Here is a 24839-nt window from a genome sequence, read left to right on the forward strand (position 1 = left end):
CCTCCCCCGCGATCGTGGACGCCGGTTTAACGTGTGGGCACGGGTGCGGGAATGCGATTACCGTCGTTGCTCGTGCGCTCCCTCCCGCTGAGCGATCCCGGAACCCCCGACGTCACCTCCCCCCTGCGCTTCCTGCTGCACACCGCGGCGCTGCAGTGGGCCCCGATGGTGATCGGCTCGGGCGTCGGGACCGTGTGGCTCCTCTCCCAGGCCGTCCTCCCCGCCGCCATCGGCAAGGCGATCGACGAGGGCGTGGTCGCCGGTGACCCCACCGCGCTCACCCGGTGGGCGCTGGTCGTCCTGGGCCTCGCCGTCGTCACCGCGACGGCCGCGATCGTGCGCCACCGCTACGGCGTGACGAACTGGCTGACCGCCTGCTTCCGCACGCTGCAGCAGGTCGGGCGGCACACCGCGCACGCGGGGACGGCCGTCACGGAGAAGCTCCCCCAGGGCGAGGTGCTCGCGTCCATCGCCTCCGACGGGCCCCGCCTCGCCGACGCCTTCGACGTCACCCAGCGCGCCGTCGCCTCGCTCGCGGCCGTCGCCGTCGTCGCCGTCCTGGTGCTGCGCACCTCGGTGCCCCTCGGCCTCGTCGTCCTCGTCGGGGTGCCCGTCATCATGGCGTTCCTGCTCCTCCTCCTGCGGCCGCTGCAGGAACGTCAGCGCCTGCACCGCAAGCTGTCCGGTGAACTGACGTCGATCGGCACCGACACCGTGCGGGGTCTGCGGATCCTGCGCGGGATCGGTGGCGAGGAGGTCTTCCTCGGCCGCTACCGGGCCAAGAGCCAGCAGGTCCGCGCGGCGGGCGTGCGCGTCGCGACCTGGGAGTCGGCGCTGGAGGCGCTGCAGATCCTCGTGCCCGGCCTCCTCGTCGCCGCGCTCGTGTGGGCCGGGGCGCGGGCCACCGTCCGGGGCGAGATCACCCCCGGGGACCTCGTCGCCCTCTACGGCTACGCCGCGTTCCTCACCTCACCGCTGCGGATGCTGGTGGAGGCCGCGGACAAGTACGCTCGCGCGCTCGTCGCGGCCCGGCGCCTCATCACGCTGCTCGAGGTCCCGCCCGCGGTGCACGACACCGGGCACGCCGTCAGCCCCGGCGGGGACCTCGCCGATCCCGAGTCCGGGGTCGTCGCCGACGCCGGTCACCTGACCGCGGTCGTCTGCGACCCGCCGGAGGACGCCGCGGTCCTGGCCCGCCGCCTCACCCGCTTCGACGACGACACCCGCGCCACCTTCGGCGGGACGGCCCTGCTCGACATGCCCGTCACCGACGTCCGCCGGCGCGTGCTGCTGGCCGAGGACGACGCGCAGCTCTTCAGCGGGACGATCCGCGAGCAGGTCGACCCCGAGGACGTCCACGCCGACACCGAGGTGCTCGACGCCCTGCGGATCGCCGACGCCGTCGAGATCCTCGACCTCGTCGACGGCGGCCTCGCCGGGACCGTCACCGAACGCGGCCGCTCGCTGTCCGGTGGACAGCGCCAGCGCCTCGCCCTGGCCCGGGTGCTGCTGCGCGAACCAGAGGCCCTGGTCCTGGTGGAACCCACCAGTGCCGTCGACGCGCACACCGAGGCCCGGATCGCCGGCCGGTTGCGCACCGCCCGCGCCGGACGGACGACCGTCGTCGCGACGGCCAGCCCGCTCGTCCTGCCGCAGGTCGACAGCGTCTGCTGGGTGCGCGACGGCCACGTCGTCGCCCGTGGGACGCACGCCGAGCTGCTCGACCGCGACGCCCGGTACCGGCGTTTCGTCACCCGCGACGCGGGTGTCCCCGTGCCGCGGGGCGCGACGTCCGACGTGGAGGGAATGGCATGAGCGAACCGACCACCGAGCCGACGACGCTGCCCGTCGCCGACCGCGCGCAGGTGCTGCGCGACGTGAAGCGCCTGATGACCCAGCACCGCGGGCCGGGCCTGCGGATGCTCGGCCTGCACGCCCTCGCCGCGCTGGCCGGCCTGGCCGGGCCGTTCCTGCTGGGCCGCCTCGTCGACGACGTCGTCACCGCCCTGGGCGCGCGGACGCCGCTGGCCGACGTCACCGCCACGATCGACACCGCCGTGGCGGTCCTCGTGGGTGCCGTCGTCGTGCAGGCCGTGCTCGCGCGGCTGGCCCGGAAGCGCTCGCTCGTGCTGGCCGAGGGGGTCTTCGCGCAGCTGCGCGAGGAGTTTCTGACCCGCGCCACGGCGCTGCCGCTGTCCGTGGTGGAACAGGCCGGCACCGGAGACCTGGTGTCGCGCACCACCAACGACGTCGACGCGTTGAGCTACACCGTCCGCTACGGCGCCCCGGCGATCCTCGTCGCGTCGGTGACGTCGGTGCTCACCGTGATCGCCGCCGTGTTCTCCGGACCGCTGGTGGCCCTGGCGATCGTCGCCGGCATCCCCGGGTTGTGGTTCGCCACCCGCTGGTACCTCAAGCGCGCCCCGCAGGGCTACGCCGCCGAACGGGCCGAGTGGGGCCGGATCTCCACCACGCTCGGCGAGAACGTCGAGAACGTCCGCACCGTCGAGGCGCTGAACCTCGCCGACCACCGCGTGCACCTCGTCGACGACGTCATCGGCGCCACCGTGCGGCGCGAGCGCTACACCCTGTCGCTGCGCACCGTGTGGTTCCCGAGCATCGAGATGTCCTACCTGCTGCCCGTCGTCGTCGCGCTGCTCTGGGGCGGCTTCCTCGTCCGGCACGACCTGCAGAGCGTCGGTCAGGTCACCACCGTCGTCCTCTACCTGCGCCAGCTCGTCGGACCCGTCAACGAACTGCTGGCCTGGTGGGACGAGCTGCAGGTCGGGCAGGCCTCCTTCGCCCGGGTCGTCGGGCTCAGCGCCGTCGACGCCGACCGGGTCGAGAGCTCCGACCGCCCCGTCCACGACGAGATCGCCGCGGACGCCGTCGGGTTCGAGTACAGCCCCGGACGCCCTGTGCTGCACGGAGTCTCGCTGGCGCTGGAACCGGGCGAACGGCTCGCCATCGTCGGGCCCACCGGCGCCGGCAAGTCCACGCTGGGCCGCCTGCTGGCCGGGATCAACCCGCCCACCCACGGTTCGGTGCAGGTCGGCGGCGCGGAGGTCACCGGCTTGCCGCTGGACGAACTGCGCTCGCGGATCGCCCTGGTCACCCAGGAACGGCACGTGTTCGCCGCGACCCTGCGCGACAACACCGCCCTCGCCGCCCCGGGGTCCTCCGACGCCGTCGTCCGCGAGGCGCTCGCGGCGGTCGACGCCCTCGGCTGGGTCGAGGCCCTGCCCGAGGGGCTCGACACCCCCGTCGGCGAGAACGGCCTCACGTTGTCGGCCGCGCAGGCCCAGCAGGTCGCCCTCGCCCGGTTGGTGCTGGCCGACCCGCACACCCTCGTCCTCGACGAGGCGACGTCGTTGCTCGACCCCAACGCCGCCCGCCACCTCGAGCGCTCCCTCGCCGCGGTGCTCGAGGGCCGGACGACCGTCGCCATCGCCCACCGCCTGCACACCGCCCACGACGCCGACCGGATCGCGGTGGTCGAGGGCGGCCGGATCACCGAGCTCGGCACCCACCACGAACTGGTCGACGCCGGCGGTCCCTACGCCGACCTGTGGCGTTCCTGGCACGGCGAGGCCTGACCCCGCCGCGTTACGATCGGGACGTTCACTCTCAGGGCTCCGGTGCGTCAGAGGTGGGGAGGCGCACCCGCACCACTGGAGCCTGCCCTGTGACGAGCCCACCCGTCTCCCTGCGCTCGCGCTACTCGCGACTGCCCGAGATCGCCGGTCGCACCTACCTGGCCACCACCGCCCTCGGACGACTCCCCGTCGCGATGGCCCCCCTCGCGATCCTCGCGCTGGTCACCTCCACCAGCGGCTCCGTCGCCGTCGGCGGCATCGCCAGCGCCTGCTCCGCCCTCGGTGAAGCCCTCGGCGTACCCGTCGTCGGCGCGCTCGCCGACCGGCGCGGGCAGCGGGCCGTGCTGCTGAGCGTCGTCGCCCTGCACCTCCTCGCGCTCGGCGGCCTGTTCGCCGCCCTGGCCTCCGGCGGCCCGTGGACGCCCCTGGCCGCGGCCGGCGTCGGTCTCACCCTGCCCTCGGTGAGCGGTTTCTCCCGCGCCCGCTGGCTGCGGATGACGGCCGACGGCGACGAGCGCTCCACCGCGTTCGCCTTCGAGGGCACCGTCGACGAGGCGGCGTTCATCCTCGGTCCCGCCCTCGTCGGGATCATCGGGGTGCTGATCAGCCCGACGGCCGCGCTGCTCGCCACCGCCGGGCTGAGCGCCGTCTTCGTGTCGGCCTTCGCCTGCCACCGCAGCCACCGGATCACCGCCCCCGTGCGCCGAGCAGGACGTCCCCGACCCGCGCGGGTCCCCGGCGTCGTGCTCGTCCCGGTGCTCGCGATGCTCGCGATGGGCGCCGTCTTCGGCGCGACCCAGACCGGGGTCACGGCCGCCGCGGAGGCGGTCGGCTCCCCCTCGACCGGCTCGCTGGTCTACGCCCTCTCCGCGATCGGGTCGACGGCGACGACGGTCTGCCTCGTCCTGCTGCCCAGGACCTTCGGCCTGCGCGCACGCTGGGCCGTCTGCGGGGCGGGACTGCTGCTCGGGGCGGGCCTCATGGCCCTGGCCGCGGACTCGCTCGGCGCGCTGTCCCTCGCCGTCCTCGTGATGGGCGTCTTCGTCGGCCCGACGCTGGTCACGGTCAACACCATCGCCGCCACGCTCGTCGACGCCGAACGCGGGGCGTTCCTCATGGCCCTGCTCAGTTCCGGGGTGGTGCTCGGCATCGCCACCGGCGCAGCGCTGGGCGGCGCGCTCGCCGAGGGGTTCGGCCCCGCGTGGGGGTTCACCGTCGTCGCCGCGGCCGCCGTGCTGCTGCTGGTGCTGGCCCCGCTCGCCCCGACCCGCCGCTGACCGGCGGAAACAACACTTTCCGCCCTCTCAGAGCGCGTTCGAGGGCGGAAAGTGTTGTTTCCGTGGGGAAGTGGGGGGTCGCGTCAGGCGGTGAGCTCGGCGTAGTCGACGCCGGTCCACTCCACCGACCGGGCCCACAACCAGGCGGCGTCCGCGGTGTCGTAGGCCGCGGCGCTCGCCGCCACCAGCACGGGGAAACCGCGCCACTCGTTGCGCCCGTCCGGGCCGAAGTACTCCCCACCGAGGACGTCGGGGTCGGTCGCGGCGCGCAGCAACGGCCACGCCCCCTGCGCCGGCGGCTGCCCGATCGCCCGGCCGAAGACCGAGCCCAGCGCCTCGCCGAACCGGTTGCCGCCCAGCGGGGTGTTCTTCCACAGGCTGGTGTCGGACAACCCCGGGTGCGCGGCCACCGAGACGATGCCGGCGTCGACGGCGAGCGCCCGGCGCTGCAGCTCGAACCCGAACAGCAGGTTCGAGAGCTTGGACTGCCCGTAGGCGAACCACTTCTGGTAGCTGCGTTCGCTCTGGTAGTTCTTCCGGTTCAGCCGGCCGAACTTGTGCGCGACGCTCGCGACGGAGACGACCCGGGCCCCGCCGCCCGCGAGCAGCGCAGGCAGCAGCAGGCCGGTGAAGGCGAAGTGCCCCAGGTGGTTCGTGCCCACCTGGGTCTCGAAACCGTCCACCGTCCGCCCGAACGGCGGCGCCATGACCCCGGCGTTGTTGACCAGGACGTCGATGCTGGACCGGCGGTGCAGGACGTCGCTGGCGGCCCGGCGGACGCTGGCGAGGTCGGCGACGTCAAGCGGGATGACCTCGACGGTCGGCTCCACGCCGGAGTCGCGGACCTCGGCGGTCAGCTGCGCGAGCGCCGCCCGACCGCGTTCGGCGTTGCGGCACGCCAGCAGGACGTCGGCGCCGCGGCGGGCGAACTCCGTCGCGACCTGCAGACCGAGCCCGCTGTTCGCGCCGGTGACCAGGACCGTCCGCCCCTCCTGCCGGCCGATGGCGTCGGGCGTCCAGGGGGCGGTGTCCTGCTGCGGCACAGTGGGTTCCGTTCGGTCAGGAGGTCGGTTCAGGCAGGCTGGTAGGGCGAGACGACGACCTCGATGCGCTGGAACTCCTTGAGGTCGGAGTACCCGGTCGTGGCCATCGAGCGGCGCAGCGCACCCATGAGGTTCGTCGTGCCGTCGGCGACGCGACCCGGGCCGTTGAGGATCTCGGCCAGGGGCGCGGAGGTGCCGACGTGGACGCGCTCACCGCGGGGCAGCACCGCGTGGTGGGCCTCGGGGCCCCAGTGCCAGCCGCGGCCGGGAGCCTCGGTGGCCCGGGCCAGCGACGCGCCGAGCATGACGGCGTCCGCACCGCAGGCGATGGCCTTGACGATGTCGCCGGAGGTCCCGACGCCGCCGTCGGCGATGACGTGGACGTAGCGGCCACCGGACTCGTCCATGTAGTCGCGGCGGGCGGCGGCGACGTCGGCGACGGCCGAGGCCATCGGCGCGTGGATGCCCAGCGCCTTGCGCGTGGTGTGGGCCGCTCCCCCACCGAAGCCGACGAGGACCCCGGCCGCACCGGTGCGCATGAGGTGCAGCGCCGCGGTGTACCCGGCGGCGCCGCCGACGACGACGGGGACGTCGAGCTCGTAGATGAAGCGCTTGAGGTTCAGCGGTTCGCTACTGCCCGAGACGTGCTCGGCCGAGACCGTCGTGCCGCGGATGACGAAGAGGTCGACCCCGGCGTCGACGACGACCTTCCAGAACTCCTGCGTCCGCTGCGGGGAGAGCGCACCGGCGACGGTGACCCCGGAGGCGCGGACCTCGGCGAGCCGGCTGGTGATGAGTTCCGGCTTCACCGGTTCCGCGTAGATCTCCTGCATGCGCGGGGTCGCGACGGCGGGGTCGAGGGCGGCGATCTCGGCGAGCAGCGGTTCCGGGTCCTCGTAGCGGGTCCAGAGGCCCTCGAGGTCGAGGACGCCGAGGCCCCCGAGCTTGCCGAGGGCGACGGCCGTCGCGGGCGAGGCCACGGAGTCCATCGGCGCGCTCATCACGGGGATGTCGAAGTGGTACGCGTCGATCTGCCACGTCGTGGAGACGTCTTCGGGGTCGCGGGTACGGCGGCTGGGGACGACGGCGATGTCGTCGAAGCTGTAGGCGCGACGCCCCCGCTTACCGCGGCCGATCTCGATCTCAGACACGCGGCAAGGCTACCCGCTGGAGACCCCGCGACGATCCGCGCCGCGGGGCCCCTGCCGGTCGGGCGGGTCAGCGACCGCCGTAGTTCGGTGCCTCGACGGTCATCTGGATGTCGTGCGGGTGCGACTCCTTCAACCCGGCCGGGGTGATCCGGACGAAGGTCCCGACCTGCTGGAGCTCCGGGACGGTGCGCGCACCGGCGTAGAACATCGACTGGCGCAGCCCGCCGACGAGCTGGTGCGCTACGGCCGAGAGCGGGCCGCGGTAGGGGACCTGGCCCTCGACGCCCTCGGGGACGAAGAGGCTGTCGGAGGCGACGTCGTTCTGGAAGTAGCGGTCCTTGGAGAAGGAACGTCCACCCTGCCGGGTCTGCTGGGCCCCGAGGGAGCCCATGCCGCGGTAGCTCTTGAACTGCTTGCCGTTGATGAACACCAGGTCGCCCGGGCTCTCGTCGCACCCCGCGAGCAGCGAGCCGAGCATCACGGTGTCGGCACCGGCGACGAGGGCCTTGGCGATGTCGCCGGAGTACTGCAGACCACCGTCGCCGATGACCGGGACCCCGGCGGGCTTCGCGGCGCGCGAGGCCTCGTAGATCGCGGTCACCTGCGGCACACCGACCCCGGCGACGACGCGGGTGGTGCAGATCGACCCGGGGCCGACACCGACCTTGATGCCGTCGACCCCGGCGTCCACGAGCGCCTGCGCGGCCGTGCGGGTCGCGACGTTGCCGCCGACGACGTCGACGTGCGCGGCGGCACTGTCGTTCTTGAGCCGGGAGATCATCTCGAGCACGGCCTTGGAGTGCCCGTGCGCCATGTCGACCACGAGCACGTCCACACCCGCGTCGACGAGGCCCATCGCGCGCTTCCAGGCGTCCTCGAAGATGCCGATCGCGGCGGCGACCCGCAGCCGGCCGTCGTCGTCCTTCGTGGCCAGCGGGTACTGCTCCGACTTCACGTAGTCCTTGACCGTGATCAGGCCGGTCAGGCGGTTGCGGGAGTCGACGATCGGGAGCTTCTCGATCTTGTGCTGACGCAGCAGCTGCATCGCGTCGTCGGTGGAGATGCCGACGGGCGCGGTGACCAGCGGCGGCTTCGTCATGACCTCGTGCACGGGGCGGGAGAAGTCGCTCTCGAAGCGCAGGTCGCGGTTGGTGACGATGCCGACGAGCCGGCCGTCGGCGTCCACGACCGGCACGCCGGAGATGCGGTAGCGCCCGCAGAGGGCGTCCACGTCGGCGAGGGTCGCGTCCGGGGTGGTCGTGACGGGCTGGGTGACCATGCCCGACTCCGACCGCTTCACGAGGTCGACCTGGGCGGCCTGCTCCTCGGCGGAGAGGTTGCGGTGCAGGACGCCGAGACCACCCTGACGGGCCATCGCGATGGCCATCCGGGACTCGGTGACGGTGTCCATGGCCGAACTCAGCAGCGGGATCCGCAGGCTGACGCGCTTGGACACCTTGGTCGAGGTCTCGACCTCGGACGGGATGACGTCCGACTCGCCCGGCAGCAGCAGGACGTCGTCGTAGGTCAGACCCACGAACCCGAAGGGGTCGTGGTGCTCGGCAGGGGATTCGACGGAAGGGTTGTCCTCGGACCGCACGCTCACCCCCCGATGCTACGACCCGGCGGACGCCGTCCCGGACGCCGTCCCCGAGGCATCGACGACGCCGGGGCTCGGCTCGGCTCCCGCGCTGGGCGAGGGCTCCACCACGACGGGCAGCGTCGGGGTCACGACCTCGACCGGATCGGTCACCACGGGCGAGGCGGTGTCGGTCACCGGGTCCGAGGGCGGCGGGACCACCGGGTCCGTCGTCGTGGACGGCGGTGCCTCCGGGCTGGTGGTGGTCTCCGTGGGGGCCGTCGACGTCCCCGGGTCGCTCGGCGAGCCCGTCGAGGGATCGCTCGGGCTCTGCGTCGGGGTGTCCGTCGGGGGCGGCGTGACCGTCGGCGGCGTGGTGACGCTGCCCGACGGCACCTCGGTGACGACGGGTGGGACGTAGGGCGGGACCACGGGGTTCGAGGACGACGAAGAGGACGAGGAGGAACCGGAACCCCGGCCCGGCGAGGACGTGGAGCCCCCGGGAGCGCCGCCCGAGGTCCCCGTCGCCGTCCCGGTGGCGCCGGTGGGCGCGGTGGTGGGCACCGGGGTCTGGGTCGGGACCCAGGGCGTGGAGCTCGGCGAGGCCGTCGGCGACGCGGCGTTCACGACATCCGTCAGCGAGGTCCCCGACGGTGTCGGCGTGGGCGGGGCGAGCGAGGGCGTGAGTGCGCTCGTCGGAGCCACCGCGACACCGTCGACGTCGGACTGCAGGGCCGTGAGCGTCTGGGTGACGGTTGCCGCGACGGCGGGGTCGACGTCGCCGGACGCGTCGATCTGCTTGGCCAGGTTGGTCATCCGGGCGATGGCGGCCTCGCTGTCGCCCGCACTCGCCTCCTGCTTCGCCTGCGCGACCTCGCGCTCCACCCGCTGCTCGGGAGTGCCGCCGAAGGCGCGGAACACCGTGTCGGGGAACCAGCCCGGCAGCTGCGCGGCCGCGGAGCTGCCGGTCCGGCCGTCCGGGCCCGCGATCGAGCCCGCGCCGGTCGCCGCGGCGGCGGCGGTACCGCCGAGCAGGGCGAGGACGGCGGCCGCGGCGGCACCGCCGTGACCGATCCGGCGCAGGGTGCGACGGGAGGCGAGCAGCACCCGCGGGGCGGGTACCGGGGCCGGGAGGCCCTCGACCTCGAGGGCGAGGTCGGGCACCTGCACCGGCCGCACCCCGGCGGTCAGGGGATCGGCGTGCAGCGCGTAGGAGTCCAGCAGCCGGGCGACGGCGTCGCGCAGGTCGGCGTCGGTGGTGTCGTGGCTGCCGAGGCGGTCCAGCAGGGCGTCCGTGGCCAGCAGGTCGGGCACGGAGACGGAGGCGTCGTCCACGTCCCCCGCTCCCTGGCTGTTCACGTCGTTCACGTCGTTCGCGTCGTTCGCGTCGTTCGTAGCGGAGCCGCGGACACCGCGGAGGTGCCCGGCCCGCAGGTGACCGTCGCGCAGGTGTCCCCGCCCGCCGGTGCCGGCGGTGGTCTCGTCGTCGGGCCCGTGGCCCGGGCGGTCGTCGTCGCTCACGGGGCGACCCGCAACGTGAGGTCCTCGCTGGCGATCTTGCGCAGCTTCTGCATCGCGCGGTGCTGGGCGACGCGCACGGCGCCGGCGGTCATGTCCAACGCACGTCCGGTCTCCTCGGCCGACATCCCGGCCCCCACGCGCAGCGTGATGATCTCGCGCAGCTTGGGCGGCAGGGTGTCGAGCAGCTTGCCGACGGTCTCGGCGTCGAAGGCGTCGAGAGCGAGTTGCTCGGGACCCGGTTCGGCGCTGGCGCCGTCCGGGACGTCCTCGGTCGGGACCGGGGAGCGGTAGGAGGCCCGCTGGGCGTCCGCAACCTTGTTGGCCGCGATCCGGTACACGAACGCCTCGAAGGGACGTCCGGTGTCCTTGTAGCGGGGCAGGGCCGTCAACACGGCGATGCAGACCTCCTGTGCCGCATCTTCTGCGGCGTGATCAGCTCCGGGCAGTCGCCCGAGCTTGGCCCGGCAGTAACGGTGGACGAGGCGGCGCACCGCTGCCAGGAGATCGGCGACGGCGCCCTGCTCCCCCGTCAACGCGCGCGTCGCCAGTTCCTGGAGCCCCCCGGCATCCGAACTGTTCATCGCTGCAGGCCGCGAGGGTGTTACACCCTGCGCCGCCCTGGTTCCGTCGCCCCCGCCAGGGGCCTCGGCGGCGTCGCCGAGGTCACCCGGAAGATCGGTGCGGAGGTCGGTGGGACCGGCCCCGGGGCGCGCGACGGCGTCGTCGTCCCCCGAGAACTGGACCCGGGGGACGTCGGGAGCGACGGCAGCACCGACGTCACGCCTGCTGGCGTCTGCGTCGGGCCGGCCGCCGGCACCAACTCCGACTGACTCGTCGCCCCCGGGGCTCACCCACCTACCGTACGAGACCCCAGCGGAATCCCACAGCCACCGCTTGAGCGCGGTCGGCCGCCTCGAGCTTGCGGAACAGCCGACGAGCGTGGGTCTTGACCGTGTCCTCGGAGAGGAAGAGCTCGCGCCCGATCTCCGCGTTGCTGCGCCCGCGGCTCATGCCGACGAGCACCTGCTGCTCCCGCTCGGTGAGCACGGGCGCCCGGCCCGTGAGCACCGCACGCGTGCGGTTGCCGCCACGACGACGGCTGACGTCCTGCAGCGCCTGGAGCACCGCGGTGGCGAGCTCCTCGCGCGAGACGTCCTTGACGAGGTACCCGCGGGCTCCGGCCGCGACCGCGCGAGCCACTCCGTCACCGTCCTCCGCCATCGTGGCCATGAGCACGTTCGCCTCGGGGTGACGGGCGAGCAGCCGGCGCGCTGCTTCGACACCGCCGATCCCGGGCATCCGGACATCCATGATCACCAGCGAGGGCCGTTCGACGGGCCAGCGCTGGAGCGCTTCTTCGCCCGAGCTCGCACCCACGACCCGAGTGACGCCGGGGACGGCAGCCACCATGCGACGCATGGCCTCGCGCGCCAGCGGAAGGTCATCGCAGACCAGAACCGTTGCCACCACAAACCTCTTCCCTGTGTGGGTGGAGCGCGGCCGTCCGTGGCCCCGCCGTGAAGCACGTCGGGTGCCCCACAGGAAGAGTTGTCGGCACGCGGGAGCGCCGACCTGAGCGTTCAGGTGCACGGCGGTCCCGGTGAACCCGCTGGTCAGGCGGTCGAGGCCCCGACGCACCTCGCGACGGCGTCGGCGAGCCCCGTGGCCACCTCGGCGCCGCGCAGCCGGTCCTTGAGCGCAGGCGTCCACCCGTCCCCCAGGAGGACGACCAGCGGCGCGGGACGGACCCGGGCCAGGGCCAGCAGGTCCTCGACGACGTCGGCGGCGGGTTCGGCGTCGGTGTGCAGGAGGAGGGCGGGCGGGCGCACCCGACGCACCGCGGCGGCGAGCATCCGCACGGGGACCCCCTCCCCCACGCTGCGCGCACCGGAGCCGGCCTCGGCCAGGGCGGCGGCCGCGGCGAGCAGCACGGGACCGCGGGCCACCTGGGCGGCCGGGTCGTGCAGCGCGGCCAGCAGGACCGCGCGGTCCCCGGTCGCGACGGGCAGCGCGGCCAGCGCCCGGGCGACGGCCGCGTGCATGGCCGCGTCGCGGGTGGCGAGCGCGGGACGCAGGACGGCGTCCCAGGCCGGCGCGACCCCCCGGGTGCGGATCTCCTCGGCGAAGCGGTCGGCGAGGCTGCTGACGGCCCAGTCCACGGCGTCGGTGGGTCGTCCGTGGTGCCCGGGCAGGCTCTCGGCGTCCTCGGACTCGTCGGGCCCGGAGAGCGCGGGCGCCTCCTCCGCCGTGGTGACCTCGCGGGCCGGGTCGAGCCCGGAACCGGGGCCGGCGATGGCCACCGCGTCGGTCACGGCGGCCTCGATGACCGCCGCCGGGATCGTCGAGACGCTCGCCAGCGCGAAACCCCCGTCGGCGACGGCGGTGGTCGCGGCCAGCTGCGCCGCCTCGGACGGCGCGACGCCCTCCAGGGTCAGCCGGCGCATCACGACGAGGCGGGCCAGGTCGGAGGAGGAGTAGCGGCGGTGCGCGCCCGCGGTGTGCTCGGAGGGGCCGAGGCCGTACCGCCGGTCCCAGGTCCGCAGCGTGGCCGGGGCCACCCCGAGGCGGCGCGCGACGGCGGCCACCGTCAACGTCATGCGCGGGGCCGGAGGCACGGCAGCTCCCTGGGAGGGTGCGGCGGGGGACATGGCTGCAGTGTCCCAACGTCGGGGGCCGCCCGCCACTCGCGCCATTGGTCAGGGTTGTCCAGCCTTGTTCAGAGCGTTCGGGTGGCGGAGGCACCGGGGATCTGCACCTTGTTCAGCGTGTTGGGCAGAGGTTGTTCACCCCCGCGCCACGTCCCGGTCGCCCCCGCACGGGCAGATTGGGTGAACAAGTTCCGACCAGGGGCTTGAACAACTTCTGACGCGGTTGTACGTTCATGACCAGTCAGCAAGATCCCTCCCGAACCAGGAGCGCACCATGGCCGAGATCTCCCGCCTCCCCGGACCCGTCGCCGACGTCTGGGAGTGGCAGCTCGACGGAGCCTGCCGCGAGGCCGACCCGAACCTGTTCTTCCACCCCGAGGGTGAGCGTGGCCCGGCCCGCCGCAACCGCGACGCTGCGGCCCAGGCCGTGTGCGGTGGCTGCCCCGTCCTGGAGATGTGCCGCAAGCACGCCCTGAAGGTCCGTGAGCCCTACGGCGTGTGGGGTGGCCTCACCGAGGACGACCGCGAAGCCGTCTACGCGACCGAACGTCGTCGCGGACTGCGCATCGCCAGCTGACTCCTGCTCCACCCGTGCGCGGTGTGGTGCGGCGTGCGGAGAACGTGAAAGGGCCCGGCTCCCCGAGGGGGAGCCGGGCCCTTCGTCGTTCAGGGAGATCGGTCAGTGGCCGTGGCCGTGACCGTGGCCGCCGCCGTTGACGGCGAGGTCCTCTTCCTTCTTGTCCACGACGAGGGTGTCGGTGGTCAGGACCATCGACGCGATCGACGCGGCGTTGCGCAGGGCCGAACGGGTGACCTTGACCGGGTCGAGGACGCCGGTGGCGAGCAGGTCGACGTACTCGCCGGTCTGGGCGTTGAGGCCGTGACCGGCCTCGAGCGCACGGACCTTCTCGACGACGACGTAGCCCTCGAGGCCCGCGTTCTCGGCGATCCAGCGCAGCGGCTCGGAGGCCGCCTTGCGGACGAGGGCGACACCGGTGGCCTCGTCACCGACGAGACCGAGGTTGTCCTCGAGCACGGACACCGCGTGGACGAGAGCGGAACCGCCGCCGGCGACGATCCCCTCCTCGATCGCGGCGCGCGTCGCGGAGACGGCGTCCTCGATGCGGTGCTTCTTCTCCTTGAGCTCGACCTCGGTGTGCGCGCCGACCTTGATGACGACGACACCACCGGAGAGCTTCGCCAGACGCTCCTGGAGCTTCTCGCGGTCCCAGTCGGAGTCGGTGCGCTCGACCTCGGCCTTGATCTGGGCGACGCGACCCGAGATGTCCTCGGACGTACCGGCACCGTCGACGATGGTGGTGTCGTCCTTGGTGACGGTGATGCGGCGGGCGGTGCCCAGCGCGTCGAGGTCGATCTGGTCGAGCTTGAGGCCGACCTCCTCGGCGACGACCTGCGCGCCGGTGAGGGTGGCGATGTCCTGCAGGATCGCCTTGCGGCGGTCCCCGAAGCCGGGAGCCTTCACCGCGACGGCGTTGAAGGTGCCGCGGATCTTGTTGACGACGAGGGTCGACAGCGCTTCGCCGTCGACGTCCTCGGCGATGATCAGCAGCGGCTTGGAAGCCTTGAGGACCTTCTCGAGCAGCGGCAGCAGGTCCTGGACCGTGGAGATCTTGCCCTGGTGCACCAGCACGTAGGCGTCCTCGAGGATCGCTTCCTGGCGCTCGGCGTCGGTCACGAAGTACGGGGAGATGTAGCCCTTGTCGAACTGCATGCCCTCGGTGAAGTCCAGCTCCAGCGCGGTCGTGGAGGACTCCTCGACCGTGATGACGCCGTCCTTGCCGACCTTGTCGAACGCGTCGGCCAGCAGCTCGCCGACGCTCGCGTCCTGGGCGGAGATGGTCGCGACGTGCGCGATGTCACCCTTGCCGTCGACCTCGCGGGCCATCGACAGGAGCTTCTCGCTCACCGCGTCGACGGCCTTGTCGATGCCGCGCTTGAGGCCCGAGGGGGCCGCACCGGCGGCGACGTTGCGCAGACCTTCGTGCACGAGGGCCTGGGCGAGCACGGTCGCGGTGGTGGTGCCGTCACCGGCGACGTCGTTCGTCTTGGTGGCGACCTCCTTCGCGAGCTGGGCGCCGAGGTTCTCGTAGGGGTCGTCGAGCTCGATCTCGCGGGCGATGGTGACGCCGTCGTTCGTGATCGTCGGCGCACCCCACTTCTTGTCGATCACGACGTTGCGGCCCTTGGGCCCCAGGGTGACCTTGACGGCGTTGGCGAGCGCGTCGACGCCACGCTCCAGCGCCTTGCGGGCGGTGTCGTCGAACAGCAGCTGCTTGGCCATGTGTGCGGACCTTTCCGTTCAGTGGCGAGCTTCGGGGCGGGAACAGGAGACGCCCCGGGCACCCGGAGTGCGGGCGCCCGGGGCGTCTGGACCTGTCAGTCGCTTACTTGGCGACCTTGGCGAGCACGTCGCGCGCCGAGAGGATCAGCAGCTCGTCGCCGCCGTACTTGACCTCGGTGCCGCCGTACTTGGAGTAGATGACCTTGTCGCCGACGGCGACGTCGATCGGCACGCGGTTGCCGTTGTCGTCGACGCGGCCCGGACCGACAGCCAGGACTTCGCCCTCCTGGGGCTTCTCCTTGGCGGTGTCCGGGATGACGAGACCGGATGCGGTCGTCTGCTCCGCGTCGAGCGGCTTGACGACGATGCGGTCCTCGAGCGGAGTGATGGAGACCGACACTGGTGCGGCCCTCCCCTTCTGCTTCAGCGAACTGGCACGGACGGTCGGTTCGGGGAGCGGACGACCGTCGTCGCGGGTGCCGGACGGCCGCTGCCCCGGTTGGCACTCTCCAGGGGGGAGTGCCACCGACGCTGCGCAAGACGCTAGCACTCAGGGCGGGTGAGTGCCAGATCCGGTGCCCCTCCTGGCAGCATCGACCGGGTGAACGTTTCCGACGTCGACGCCCTGACCTCCCCGCAGGGACGGGCCCTGCTGGCCGAGCTGGCGGGGACGGCCGGCGAGGACCCCGTCGCGCTGGCCGCCCGGTTGCGCCGCGCGGGGCACGATCCCGCCCTCGCCGCGCTCGCCACGACGCAGTCGCGACTGCGCGCGAAGGCCGCCGCGAAGTTCGGGCCCCGAGCGGACGGGCTGCTCTTCACGGCGGCCGGCGCCGAGCAGGCCACCCGTGCCGTGGTGGCGGCCGAGCACGCCCGCCGCTTCGCCGCCGCCGGGGTGCACCGGGTCGCGGACCTGGGCTGCGGGATCGGCGCGGACTCCTTGGCGTTCCTGGACGCCGGGCTCGACGTCCTGCCCGTCGACGCCGACCCCACGACGGTCGCGGTGGCGGCGCACAACCTGGGGCGCGAGGTCCGCTGCGCGGACGTCACGGCCGGGGTCGTCGACGAGCTCGGTCCCGGGGACGGCGCCTGGTTCGACCCGGCGCGGCGGACCTCCGGGGGGCGGCGCCTCTTCGACCCCGAGGCGACCTCTCCCCCGCTCTCCTTCGTCCTCGCCACGGCCGCCCGGGTCCCGGCGACCGGTGCGAAGCTCGCCCCCGGTCTGCCGCACGAGCTGGTCCCGGCCGGCGCCGAGGCGCAGTGGACGTCGGTGGACGGGGAGGTCGTCGAGTGCGCGCTGTGGTGCGGACCGCTGGCCCGGCCGGGTCTCGTGCGCAGCGCCCGCGTCGTGCGGGGTGCCACCGCCCACGAGATCGACGACGTCGACCTCCCGGTGGCCCCGGTCGGGCCGGTCGGTGAGTTCCTGCACGAACCCGACGGGGCGGTGATCCGTTCGGGGCTGGTGGCGAAGGTCGCGGCCGACCTGGACGGGCGACTGGTCGACGAGACGATCGCCTACGTGAGCACGGACTCGTCCCGGACCTCGCCGTTCACCCGGGCGTTCCGGGTGCTGGAGGTCATGCCGTTCGGGCTGAAGCCCCTGCGCGCCCGGCTGCGCGAACTCGACGTCGGAACCCTGACCGTGAAGAAGCGCGGGACGGCCGTCGACCCGGACCAGTTCCGCAGGCAGTTGGCGCTCAAGGGCTCGCGCACCGCGACGATCGTGCTGACCCGGATCGCGGGGAAGCAGAGCGTGCTGGTGGTGGAACCCGTCACCCCGTGACGCGGGCGAGGAACTCCCGCACGTGGTCGGTGACCTCGTCGAGGGCGCTCTCGAGCAGGAAGTGCCCGCCGTCGACGAGTCGGACCTCTCCGCCGACCGCCTCGGCCAGCGCCGTGGCCCCGGCCGGCCCGAAGATCTCGTCGTCGCGCCCCCACACGGCCAGCAGCGGGATCCCCCGGGCGCGCAGGAGTTCCTGGACGTGTCGGTAGAGGGGGACGTTGCTCGCGTAGTCGGCGAACAACGCCAACTGCACCCGGTCGTTGCCGGGACGGGCCAGCGCGGCCGCGTCGTGGTGCCAGGTGTCCGGGCTCACCACGCTCGGGTCGGGAACCCCGTGGGTGTACTGCCAGCGGATCGCGTCGACGCCCAGCGCCGGGCGGAGCGCCTCCTCCGTCTCGCGCGTCCGGAGTTCGCCGTGCGCCCAGATCGGCGCCCAGAACTCCTCGACGAATCCCGCCTCGTGGCCGTTGCCGTTCTGGCTGACGACGGCCGTGACGGCGTCCGGGCGCTCCAGCAGCAGGCGCCAGCCGACGGGGGCGCCGTAGTCCTGGACGTAGACCGCGAACCGGGTCACGCCGAGACGGTCCAGCAGGCGGCCGGTGAGGTCCGCGAGTGCGGCGAAGGAGTAGTCGAACTCCTCGACCGCGGGGGCGTCGGAGAGCCCGAACCCGAGCAGGTCGGGGGCGATGACCCGGTACCGGTCGGCGAGGCGGGGGATCAGCTCGCGGAACATGAACGAGCTCGTTGGGTAGCCGTGCAGCAGCACGACCACGGGCGCGTCGGGAGCGCCCGCCTCCCGGTAGAAGAGCTGGAACCCGTCGACCTCGGCGTAGCGGTGGTGCGTGGTCATCATCTAACCCCTTTCGTGGTCTGGAGCGGTTAGAGTTGCCCAGCACTGCTAACCTGTCAAGTCGATAAGGGAGGTTAGATGACCGATCCGGACGAGGAACTGCTGCTCGGCCTGCTGAACAGCACCCCGGTGGTGGACGGCCGGCCGCAGGACCTGCTCACCACGGACGCGGGCGAACGACCCGCCCTGGTGCGGGCGCGGGACCTGCTGCAGTCGGTGGTCCGCGGCGACGGGGACGCGTCCCTGCTGCAGGAACTGCTGGTCGGCGTCACCTGGACGGCCTCCGTAGGCCCCCGGGGCATCGAGCGCGTCCTGCGGACGACCGGCACGAACCCGTCGGTGGTGCGCGCCGTCCTGGCCTGGGACACCCTCGAACGCGAGCGCCCGGGGCGGTTGCGGCCCTGCGCGAACTCCGAGTGCCGGTTGTTCTTCGTCGACCGCTCCCGGGCCGGGACGGGACGCTGGTGCTCGATGGCGGTGTGCGGCAACCGGATGAAGGCCCGCCGCCACCACTCGCGGGTCAGTTCCCAGGACGCCTGACGTCGGCCCGCAGGATCAGGGCGTCGACGTCGTCGGGCTGGTAGTAGCGGGCCCGGCGGGCGATCTGGACGAAACCCTCGCTGAGGTAGAGGTTCTGCGCCGGGGTGTTGTCGGCGCGGACCTCCAGCAGCAGATGCGTCGCGCCGGCCGCGACGACCTCGTCGCGCAGGGCCCGCAGCAGCGTCCGGCCGGTCCCCCGGCCCTGCTGGTCGCGGGCGACGCCGAGGGTCTGCACGTCGGCGTCGGCACCGGTCACCACGACCCCGCCGTAGCCGACGACACGCCCGTCCTCGAGGGCGACGAGGAAGCTCCGGTTCGGCTGCGCCAGCTCACCCCAGAACGACTCCAGCGACCAGGCCGTCGAGCCGAAGAGGTCCTGTTCGAGGACGTGCACGTCGGCGACGTGCCACCAGCGCATCTCGTGCAGTTCGACGGTTCCCACCGGGTCAGGGTAGGTGGTTGGATCCCGGGGTGTCCTCGGTGCGGAGATCGGTCCTGGCGCTCAACGCGATGGGTACTGCCGCGGCCGCGGGCTTCGCCGTGCGGGGTGCGCTGCGGCCGGAGTACGTGCAGCCGAACAGGTCAGCCGACCCGCTGGCATCGTTCTGGGCCGCGTCCTCGGCCGTCCGCACCGCGGCCGTCGCCGTCCCCCTGCTGGTGTCGTTGGCCCGCGGTGACCGGTCCACCCCGACCCTGCTGGCGATCGCCGGTGCGGTGCAGCTCGGTGATTCCCTGCTGGGGATCCAGCGGCGCAACCCCGGGATGGCGCTGGCCCCCGCCGTGATGGGCGCCCTCCACCTCGCCACCGCGCGTCGCCTCGCCGGCTGAGCCCCGCTGACTAGCCTGGGCGCATGGTGCTGCCCCGGGCGACGCTGGACTGGCTGCTCGACTCCGACCCCGCCCTGCGCTGGCAGGTCGAACGCGACCTGCTCGACGCTCCACCGCAGGTCTGGGAGGCGACCCGCGACCGGGTGCCGACCGAGGGTTTCGGCGCGCGCCTGCTGGCCGCGCAGGACGCCGACGGGCAGTGGGCCGGTGGGGCGTACTTCCCGGCGGACGCGAGCCCCGCGGAGGACGGACAACCCTGGACGGCCACGACGTGGGCGCTGAACGACCTGCGCGAGTGGGGGGTGGACGCCTCGGCGTTGACCGGCACGGCCGACGCCCTCGCCGAGAACTCCCGCTGGGAGTACCAGGGCCTGGCCTACTGGGGCGGCGAGGTCGACTGCTGCGTCAACGCGTGGACGCTGGCCAACGGGGCGTGGCTCGGCGCCGACGTGTCCGGGATCGCGCGGTGGTTCGTGGAGCACCGACTGCCCGACGGCGGCTGGAACTGCGCCTGGGTGGACGGTTCCACCCGCTCCTCCTTCCACTCGACGCTGAACTCGCTCAAGGGGTTGCTGGCCCACGAGCAGGCCACCGGAGGGTCGGAGGAACTCCGGTCGGCCCGCCACGCCGGGGAGGAGTACCTGCTGGAGCGCCGGCTGCTGCACCGGCTCTCGACCGGCGAACGCGTCGGTCCCTGGGTGAGCCGCTTCGCCTTCCCGCTGCGCTGGGAGTACAACGCCCTCAGCGCCACCGACTACTTCCGCGCGGCCAACCTGCACGACGGGGGCGCCCCCGACCCCCGACTCGCCGAGGCCGTCGAGGTCGTGCGTGCGGACCGCCGGGGGGACGGGACGTGGTTGCTGGAGCACCGCCACCCCGGGCGGTCGTGGTTCGAGGTCGACGGCGAGGTCGGGGAACCTTCGCGCTGGCTCACGTTCCTCGGGACCCGGGTGCTGCAGTGGTGGGACGCGCGTCACTGACGCGGTCCGGGAAGGGGAACGTTCGGCGGCTCCCGGGGCGGTCCGGGCCGCCGAACGTTCCCCTCCTCCCGGTCAGGCCTTGCGGTCCGCACGCTCCCCGCGCACGTCCACCAGCAACCGGTCGGAACTCGTGCGGAACCGCTTGGTGCCCAGCATCATCACCGCGGCCAGGAACGGCAGGACGCCCAGCGCGGCGATCCCCAGCGCGTCGGAGCCGGTGGCGCCGACGATCCCCTCCCGAAGGTTCGGGGCGACGAAACCCCCGAGGTTGCCCAAGGAGTTGATGAGCCCGATGCCGGCCGCGGCGGCCGGCCCGGTGAGGAACGCCGTCGGGAAGGACCAGGCGATGGGGCCGATGCTGAGGAACGACGACACCGCGATCGTGATGAAGAGGATGCCCAGCAGCGCGTACCCGTTGGCTCCGGCCCACGCGGAACCGAAGACGAAGATCCCGGTGCTGACGAACAGCAGCGCGCCCCAGACCCGGCGGCGGGCCACGGTCACCGCGTTCTTGCCGGTGAAGTAGCAGGCGAAGATGCCGACGGTCCACGGGATCGCGGCGATCAGCCCGACCTGCCAGCCGACGTCGCGGCCCACCAGGCTGGACACCTGGTCCGGCAGGTTGAACGTCACCCCGTACACCGCGATCTGCAGGCAGAAGTAGATGACGGTGAAGTACCAGACCCGGCCGTTGCGCATGGCCGCCCACACCCCGCTGGGCCCGTCGCTGCGGCGCAGCTCGTCCTCACCGGCCATCGCCTCGCGCAGGGCCGTCTTCTGCGGCGCGGACAGGAACGTCGCCTTCTCCGGGGAGTCCACCAGGAGGAAGATCGCGGCCACGCCGGCGATCACGGCCAGCGCGCCCTCCACGGCGAACATCAGCTGCCACCCGGTGACGCCGCCGGCCGAGGCGTTCCCCACGTCGATGAGGACTCCCGAGAGCGGGGAACCGATGATCTGCGAGAACGGCTGGGCCAGGTAGAAGATGGCGAACAACCGCACGCGGTCGCGGTTGGGGAACCACTCCGAGAGGTACATGATGATGCCGGGGAACAACCCGGCCTCGGTCACCCCGAGCAGGAAACGCAGGGCGATGAACGACTTCTCGCCCTGCACGAAGGCGAAGGACGCCGACACCAGGCCCCAGGTGATGGCGATGCGGGCCAGCCACAGCTTGGCGCCGAACCGCTGCAGGGCGAGGTTGCTGGGGATCTCGAAGATCGCGTAGCCGATGAAGAACACCCCGGCCCCGAACGCGTACGCCGCGGTGGAGATGCCGCGGTCCAGCTCGAGGCCCTTCGTCGCGAACCCCACGTTGGTGCGGTCCAGGAACGCGACGACGTAGAGGATCACGATCATCGGCATCAGCCGTCTGGTCGCCCGGCTGACGGCCGAGGCGAGCACGGTTCCGGACGGTGCGGCCGGCGTCGTCGCTGGCATGGAGACCTCCTCGTCGAGACTTCCCGCTGTATCGATCGACAGGCTACGCCGAGTCGTACTCCGTCACGCTGTGACGCGCTTGCGCGCTCCCGGCTCCACGGCGTCGGGACGTCGCAGGTACAGCGGTTCCGGGGGCAGCAGTTCCCACGTCGCCCGGCCGGCGAGGGTGTCGACGACCAGGTGGGCCAGCGCAGCACCGTCGGCGTCGAAGGGGGCCCGGGCGGGTCCGAGGACGTCGGGGTAGAGCCGCGTGCCGGCGCCCACGACGGGGACGTCGGGGGTCAGCGACGCCGGGGCGACGACGTCGGGACCGGCGGTCCGCCGCACCCCCTCGGTCGTGGCGAGGTAGCGCGCGGTGTGGACCTCGCGGCGGCGGGCGTCGGTGGCGACGAGGAACTCCCCGGTCAATCCCTCGGCGACGGCCTGCGCGGCCAGCACGTCGAGCGAGCAGACCCCGTGGATCCGGGCCCCCCAGGCCAGGGCCAGCGTGCGCGCCGTCGCCAGCCCCACCCGCAGCCCGGTGTAGGGGCCGGGACCGACCCCCACCGCGACGTCGGTGACGTCGGTCCGCTCCCGGCCGGCCTCCTCGAGGACGGCGGCGATCGTGGGGACGAGCACCTCGTTGTGGTGGCGCGCGTCCCCCGCGCGGGCGGCGGCCAGGACCCGGTCGCCGTCGTGGACGGCGACCGCCACGCCGGCGGTGGCCGTGTCGATCGCGAGCAGGAGCACGCGAGCAGGGTAGCCGGGTCACTACAGTGGCCGCTCGGTCGGCAACTCGGTCGGGAACGCAGCAGCAGCAGGGGGTTTCGTGGTCGAGGGTCCGCCGCGGTTGTCCGTCCCGCGTTCGGCGTGGCGGGTGCTCGTCCTCGTCGTCGGCCTCGCCGTCCTGCTCGGCGCGCAGCTGCGCGACACCAACGACTGGTTCCCGCTCGGTTCGCTGTCGCAGTACGCGACCCCCCGGGCGAGCGACGGCACCGTCGTCTCCACCTACCTCGAGGGCATCACCGCCGACGGCGAGGTCGTGCGGGTCGCGCTCAGCCCCGGGTCGGTCGGGCTCTCCCGTTCCGAACTGGAGAGCCAGCAGCTGCGCGTCATCGACCACCCGGAACTCCTGGGCGACCTCGCGCGCTCCCGCGCGGCCCTGCACCCCTCGGCCCCGCTGCTGGACGGGCTGCGGCTCGTCCGCTCCTCCCAGCGGCTGCGCGACGCGACCGCCTCCGGCGCGCCGGAGCTGACGGTCCTGGCGCAGTGGTCGCGGTGACGGTCCTCGACTGGCTGGTCCCGGCCGTCCCGGCCGCCCGGGTCGCGTGGTTGCGCCGGATCCTGGCGGGGTTCGTCCTCCTCGACGCGACGCTGCTCACGAACCACGTCCTGCAGCACGTCCACGTCGCCGCGTTCTGGCACCCGGGGATCGTCGGGCGCACCCTGCACCTGCCGCCGCCGACGTCGCTGACCGCCACGACCGCCCTCGTCCTCATGGCCGCGGGTTTCGCCCTGAGCCTCACCCGTCGGCTGGGGCACATCGGATGGGTCTGCACCGCCGTCGGTTACCTGCCCTGGGTGTTCTGGAGCATGGGGTTCGGCTACGTCGCCCACGACCACATGGCGATCGTCGTGGCGGTGTTCGCGCTGCTGAGCGTGGGGCGCGCCGACGCCGACGACCTGCGCCCCAGCCGGAGCGCCGGGTGGGCGGTGCGGTGCGTGCAGATCGCCACGGTGATGACCTACACCGGTTCCGCGGTGAGCAAGTGGGTCCGCAGCGGGACCCCCGCGGCGTGGGCCGACGGCGCCGTCACGGTGTGGGCACTGACCCGCCGTGGGAACGCGGTGTCGCGCCTGCTGCTGGAGGTCCCGCAGTTCCTCGTCGCCGTGCAGTGGGTGGTGCTCTGCTGCGAGTTCCTCGCCCCGGTCGCCCTCTTCCTGCGGCGCCGACTGCTCTGGGCGGCCCTGGGGGCCGTGGTGGTGTTCCACCTCTCGACCTACCTGACCCTCGGCATCCACTTCCTGCCGACGGTCGTCTGCTGGGCCGCGTTCCTCCCCCTGGAACGCCTCAGCCGCCGACGCGTCGAGCGAACCGCACCGATTCCGCGAACACCGACGGCGAGTCCACGTCCGACGTGAGTTCGTGGAAGCTGTTGGCGTAGACCACCTCGGTGACGTCGCGGGAGGAGATCCCGGCCAGGACGGTCCGGGACGACGACGCGGGCACCACGTGGTCGACTCGGGACCGCAGCAGCAGCACCGGCTGCCGCACCCGGGCCAGGTCGCGGCGCACGTCGCGCCAGCCCGCGGCCTGCGACACCAACGCCCGCAACGGGGTGCTGTCGTAGGCGAGGACGCGCACCGAGGGGTCCGCGAGGTCCCCCGCGATCGCGGGCCAGGTCGGCAGGACCCGTCCCAGCGTCTGGACGGCGAGCGCCCGCAGCGGGTCGAGCCCGACGGCCGGGTTGGCCAGGACGACGGCGTGGACGCGGTCGGGGTGCAGTTGCGCCAACCGCAGCACGAGGCCGCCGCCCATCGAGATCCCGGCGACCACGACGAACTCGTTCTCCAGCCGGGCCAGGGCCGCCGCGGCCCCACCGAGCCAGTCGGCCCAGGTGCTCGCGTCGCAGTCGTGCGCGGTGGTGCCGTGGCCGGGCAGCAGCGGCACCTCGACGTCGAACCCGGCCGCGTGGAACTCCTCCGCCCAGCCGGCGACGGTCAGCGGGGTCGCCGTGAACCCGTGCACGACGAGGACCCCGACGCGGGGGCGTGCGGCGTGGCGGCGGGAGAACCCCCGGACGCGGTCGTCGTCGGTGGTCTCGCTGAGGTTCACGTGAGGTCCACCCCGACCCAGCGGGCACCGACGGCCCGGACGCGGACCCGGCGCGGTTCGACGGGTTCCTCGCCCTCGACGCCGGGAACCCCTCCGTGCGGGCGGAGCAGGTCGATCTCGAGTCGGTCGCCGGTGAGCCCCTCGACGAGCCCGCGGCCCCACTCGACCACCGTGACGGCGTCCTGCGCGTCGGTGTCGAGATCGAGGTCGTCGACCTCGGCGAGCGAGCCGAGCCGGTAGGCGTCGACGTGGACGAGTTCCGGCCCGCCCACGAGGGAGGGGTGCACGCGGGCGATGACGAACGTCGGCGAGGTCACCGGACCGCGGACGCCGAGGGCGTCGGCGAGACCGCGGGTGAACGTCGTCTTCCCCGCGCCCAGGTCCCCGGAGAGCAGGACGAGGTCACCGGCCCGCAGGGCGCCGCCCACCCGGGCGCCGAAGGCGACGGTGTCCTCCGGGGCGGCCAGGACGAGTTCCACGTCGCTCACC

At 73.3% G+C, this 24839-nt stretch carries 25 protein-coding genes; 10 read left to right on the forward strand and 15 right to left on the reverse strand.

What is annotated here, in order from left to right:
* Positions 1 to 72: 72 nt before the first annotated feature.
* The 3 genes from SJY07_RS08380 to SJY07_RS08390 all read left to right on the forward strand — a co-directional run bounded on the left by SJY07_RS08380 (position 73) and on the right by SJY07_RS08390 (position 4873).
* Entirely contained in the window at positions 73 to 1815 is a 1743-nt protein-coding gene (locus SJY07_RS08380; protein ID WP_380158369.1) for an ABC transporter transmembrane domain-containing protein, read from the forward strand.
* Complete coding sequence (locus tag SJY07_RS08385; RefSeq protein WP_380158371.1) at positions 1812 to 3596, forward strand: ABC transporter ATP-binding protein; 1785 nt, start codon at positions 1812 to 1814, stop codon at positions 3594 to 3596. The genes SJY07_RS08380 and SJY07_RS08385 overlap by 4 nt, the downstream gene beginning before the upstream one ends.
* A gap of 89 nt (positions 3597 to 3685) precedes the next feature.
* Entirely contained in the window at positions 3686 to 4873 is a 1188-nt protein-coding gene (locus SJY07_RS08390) for an MFS transporter (protein ID WP_328294697.1), read from the forward strand.
* An 83-nt stretch (positions 4874 to 4956) separates the two neighbouring features.
* Here SJY07_RS08390 and SJY07_RS08395 read toward each other — a convergent pair whose 3' ends face one another.
* From SJY07_RS08395 to SJY07_RS08425, 7 genes are all read right to left on the reverse strand, one after another.
* The gene (locus SJY07_RS08395) at positions 4957 to 5916 is read right to left on the reverse strand and encodes an oxidoreductase (protein WP_380158373.1); all 960 of its coding nucleotides are present in this window, start codon (positions 5914 to 5916) and stop codon (positions 4957 to 4959) included.
* Positions 5917 to 5945: 29 nt separating this feature from the next.
* Complete coding sequence (locus SJY07_RS08400) at positions 5946 to 7067, reverse strand: GuaB3 family IMP dehydrogenase-related protein (RefSeq protein WP_328294695.1); 1122 nt, start codon at positions 7065 to 7067, stop codon at positions 5946 to 5948.
* A 67-nt stretch (positions 7068 to 7134) separates the two neighbouring features.
* Positions 7135 to 8604 carry an IMP dehydrogenase gene (guaB, locus tag SJY07_RS08405; RefSeq protein WP_328296264.1) on the reverse strand — a complete coding sequence of 490 codons (1470 nt, stop codon included), beginning with the start codon at positions 8602 to 8604 and terminating at the stop codon, positions 7135 to 7137.
* Between the two features lie 78 nt (positions 8605 to 8682).
* Positions 8683 to 10167, reverse strand: coding sequence for a hypothetical protein (locus SJY07_RS08410; RefSeq protein ID WP_380158376.1), 1485 nt, complete (start codon positions 10165 to 10167; stop codon positions 8683 to 8685).
* Complete coding sequence (shbA, locus tag SJY07_RS08415; RefSeq protein WP_380158378.1) at positions 10164 to 10748, reverse strand: RNA polymerase sigma factor ShbA; 585 nt, start codon at positions 10746 to 10748, stop codon at positions 10164 to 10166. The genes SJY07_RS08410 and shbA overlap by 4 nt, the downstream gene beginning before the upstream one ends.
* A gap of 274 nt (positions 10749 to 11022) precedes the next feature.
* On the reverse strand, positions 11023 to 11634 hold the full coding sequence (locus SJY07_RS08420; RefSeq protein WP_179750673.1) for a response regulator: 612 nt from the start codon (positions 11632 to 11634) through the stop codon (positions 11023 to 11025).
* A 146-nt stretch (positions 11635 to 11780) separates the two neighbouring features.
* On the reverse strand, positions 11781 to 12815 hold the full coding sequence (locus tag SJY07_RS08425) for a MerR family transcriptional regulator (RefSeq protein WP_380158380.1): 1035 nt from the start codon (positions 12813 to 12815) through the stop codon (positions 11781 to 11783).
* A gap of 274 nt (positions 12816 to 13089) precedes the next feature.
* On the opposite strand from SJY07_RS08425, the gene SJY07_RS08430 reads away from it, so the two are divergent.
* On the forward strand, positions 13090 to 13392 hold the full coding sequence (locus tag SJY07_RS08430) for a WhiB family transcriptional regulator (protein WP_328294690.1): 303 nt from the start codon (positions 13090 to 13092) through the stop codon (positions 13390 to 13392).
* A gap of 102 nt (positions 13393 to 13494) precedes the next feature.
* Here SJY07_RS08430 and groL read toward each other — a convergent pair whose 3' ends face one another.
* Together groL and groES are read right to left on the reverse strand one after the other, a co-directional pair.
* Complete coding sequence (gene groL, locus SJY07_RS08435; RefSeq protein ID WP_328294689.1) at positions 13495 to 15117, reverse strand: chaperonin GroEL; 1623 nt, start codon at positions 15115 to 15117, stop codon at positions 13495 to 13497.
* 103 nt (positions 15118 to 15220) lie between these two features.
* Complete coding sequence (groES, locus tag SJY07_RS08440) at positions 15221 to 15517, reverse strand: co-chaperone GroES (protein ID WP_328294688.1); 297 nt, start codon at positions 15515 to 15517, stop codon at positions 15221 to 15223.
* Positions 15518 to 15718: 201 nt separating this feature from the next.
* Between groES and SJY07_RS08445 the strand changes: the two genes are divergently transcribed.
* Positions 15719 to 16897: a class I SAM-dependent methyltransferase gene (locus SJY07_RS08445; RefSeq protein WP_328294687.1), complete on the forward strand. Its 1179-nt coding sequence runs from the start codon at positions 15719 to 15721 to the stop codon at positions 16895 to 16897.
* On the opposite strand, the gene SJY07_RS08450 is transcribed toward SJY07_RS08445, so the two are convergent.
* Complete coding sequence (locus tag SJY07_RS08450; RefSeq protein ID WP_380158383.1) at positions 16887 to 17750, reverse strand: alpha/beta fold hydrolase; 864 nt, start codon at positions 17748 to 17750, stop codon at positions 16887 to 16889. The genes SJY07_RS08445 and SJY07_RS08450 overlap by 11 nt on opposite strands.
* A gap of 75 nt (positions 17751 to 17825) precedes the next feature.
* Between SJY07_RS08450 and SJY07_RS08455 the strand changes: the two genes are divergently transcribed.
* Entirely contained in the window at positions 17826 to 18287 is a 462-nt protein-coding gene (locus tag SJY07_RS08455) for a CGNR zinc finger domain-containing protein (protein ID WP_328294685.1), read from the forward strand.
* Here SJY07_RS08455 and rimI read toward each other — a convergent pair.
* A complete protein-coding gene (gene rimI / locus SJY07_RS08460; protein WP_380158385.1) occupies positions 18268 to 18729 on the reverse strand; it encodes a ribosomal protein S18-alanine N-acetyltransferase in 462 nt (153 codons plus the stop codon). The two genes, SJY07_RS08455 and rimI, sit on opposite strands and share 20 nt — an antisense overlap.
* Before the next feature lie 29 nt (positions 18730 to 18758).
* On the opposite strand from rimI, the gene SJY07_RS08465 reads away from it, so the two are divergent.
* Complete coding sequence (locus SJY07_RS08465) at positions 18759 to 19115, forward strand: hypothetical protein (RefSeq protein WP_380158387.1); 357 nt, start codon at positions 18759 to 18761, stop codon at positions 19113 to 19115.
* Between the two features lie 23 nt (positions 19116 to 19138).
* Positions 19139 to 20095, forward strand: coding sequence for a squalene cyclase (locus SJY07_RS08470; protein WP_380158389.1), 957 nt, complete (start codon positions 19139 to 19141; stop codon positions 20093 to 20095).
* Between the two features lie 72 nt (positions 20096 to 20167).
* On the opposite strand, the gene SJY07_RS08475 is transcribed toward SJY07_RS08470, so the two are convergent.
* Together SJY07_RS08475 and tsaB are read right to left on the reverse strand one after the other, a co-directional pair.
* Positions 20168 to 21535 carry an MFS transporter gene (locus tag SJY07_RS08475; RefSeq protein ID WP_380158391.1) on the reverse strand — a complete coding sequence of 456 codons (1368 nt, stop codon included), beginning with the start codon at positions 21533 to 21535 and terminating at the stop codon, positions 20168 to 20170.
* A 63-nt stretch (positions 21536 to 21598) separates the two neighbouring features.
* On the reverse strand, positions 21599 to 22264 hold the full coding sequence (tsaB, locus tag SJY07_RS08480) for a tRNA (adenosine(37)-N6)-threonylcarbamoyltransferase complex dimerization subunit type 1 TsaB (protein ID WP_380158393.1): 666 nt from the start codon (positions 22262 to 22264) through the stop codon (positions 21599 to 21601).
* 79 nt (positions 22265 to 22343) lie between these two features.
* Here tsaB and SJY07_RS08485 point away from each other — a divergent pair, with 79 nt between their 5' ends.
* Together SJY07_RS08485 and SJY07_RS08490 are read left to right on the forward strand one after the other, a co-directional pair.
* The gene (locus SJY07_RS08485) at positions 22344 to 22796 is read left to right on the forward strand and encodes a hypothetical protein (protein WP_328294678.1); all 453 of its coding nucleotides are present in this window, start codon (positions 22344 to 22346) and stop codon (positions 22794 to 22796) included.
* The gene (locus SJY07_RS08490; protein ID WP_380158395.1) at positions 22793 to 23656 is read left to right on the forward strand and encodes a hypothetical protein; all 864 of its coding nucleotides are present in this window, start codon (positions 22793 to 22795) and stop codon (positions 23654 to 23656) included. Before SJY07_RS08485 ends, SJY07_RS08490 begins: the two co-directional genes overlap by 4 nt.
* On the opposite strand, the gene SJY07_RS08495 is transcribed toward SJY07_RS08490, so the two are convergent.
* Positions 23586 to 24350 carry an alpha/beta hydrolase gene (locus SJY07_RS08495; protein WP_380158397.1) on the reverse strand — a complete coding sequence of 255 codons (765 nt, stop codon included), beginning with the start codon at positions 24348 to 24350 and terminating at the stop codon, positions 23586 to 23588. The two genes, SJY07_RS08490 and SJY07_RS08495, sit on opposite strands and share 71 nt — an antisense overlap.
* Positions 24347 to 24829 carry a tRNA (adenosine(37)-N6)-threonylcarbamoyltransferase complex ATPase subunit type 1 TsaE gene (gene tsaE / locus SJY07_RS08500; protein WP_380162233.1) on the reverse strand — a complete coding sequence of 161 codons (483 nt, stop codon included), beginning with the start codon at positions 24827 to 24829 and terminating at the stop codon, positions 24347 to 24349. Before tsaE ends, SJY07_RS08495 begins: the two co-directional genes overlap by 4 nt.
* Between the last annotated feature and the right edge of the window lie 10 nt (positions 24830 to 24839).

Source organism: Kineococcus sp. R86509 (assembly GCF_042466365.1).
Classification (GTDB): Bacteria; Actinomycetota; Actinomycetes; order Actinomycetales; family Kineococcaceae; genus Kineococcus.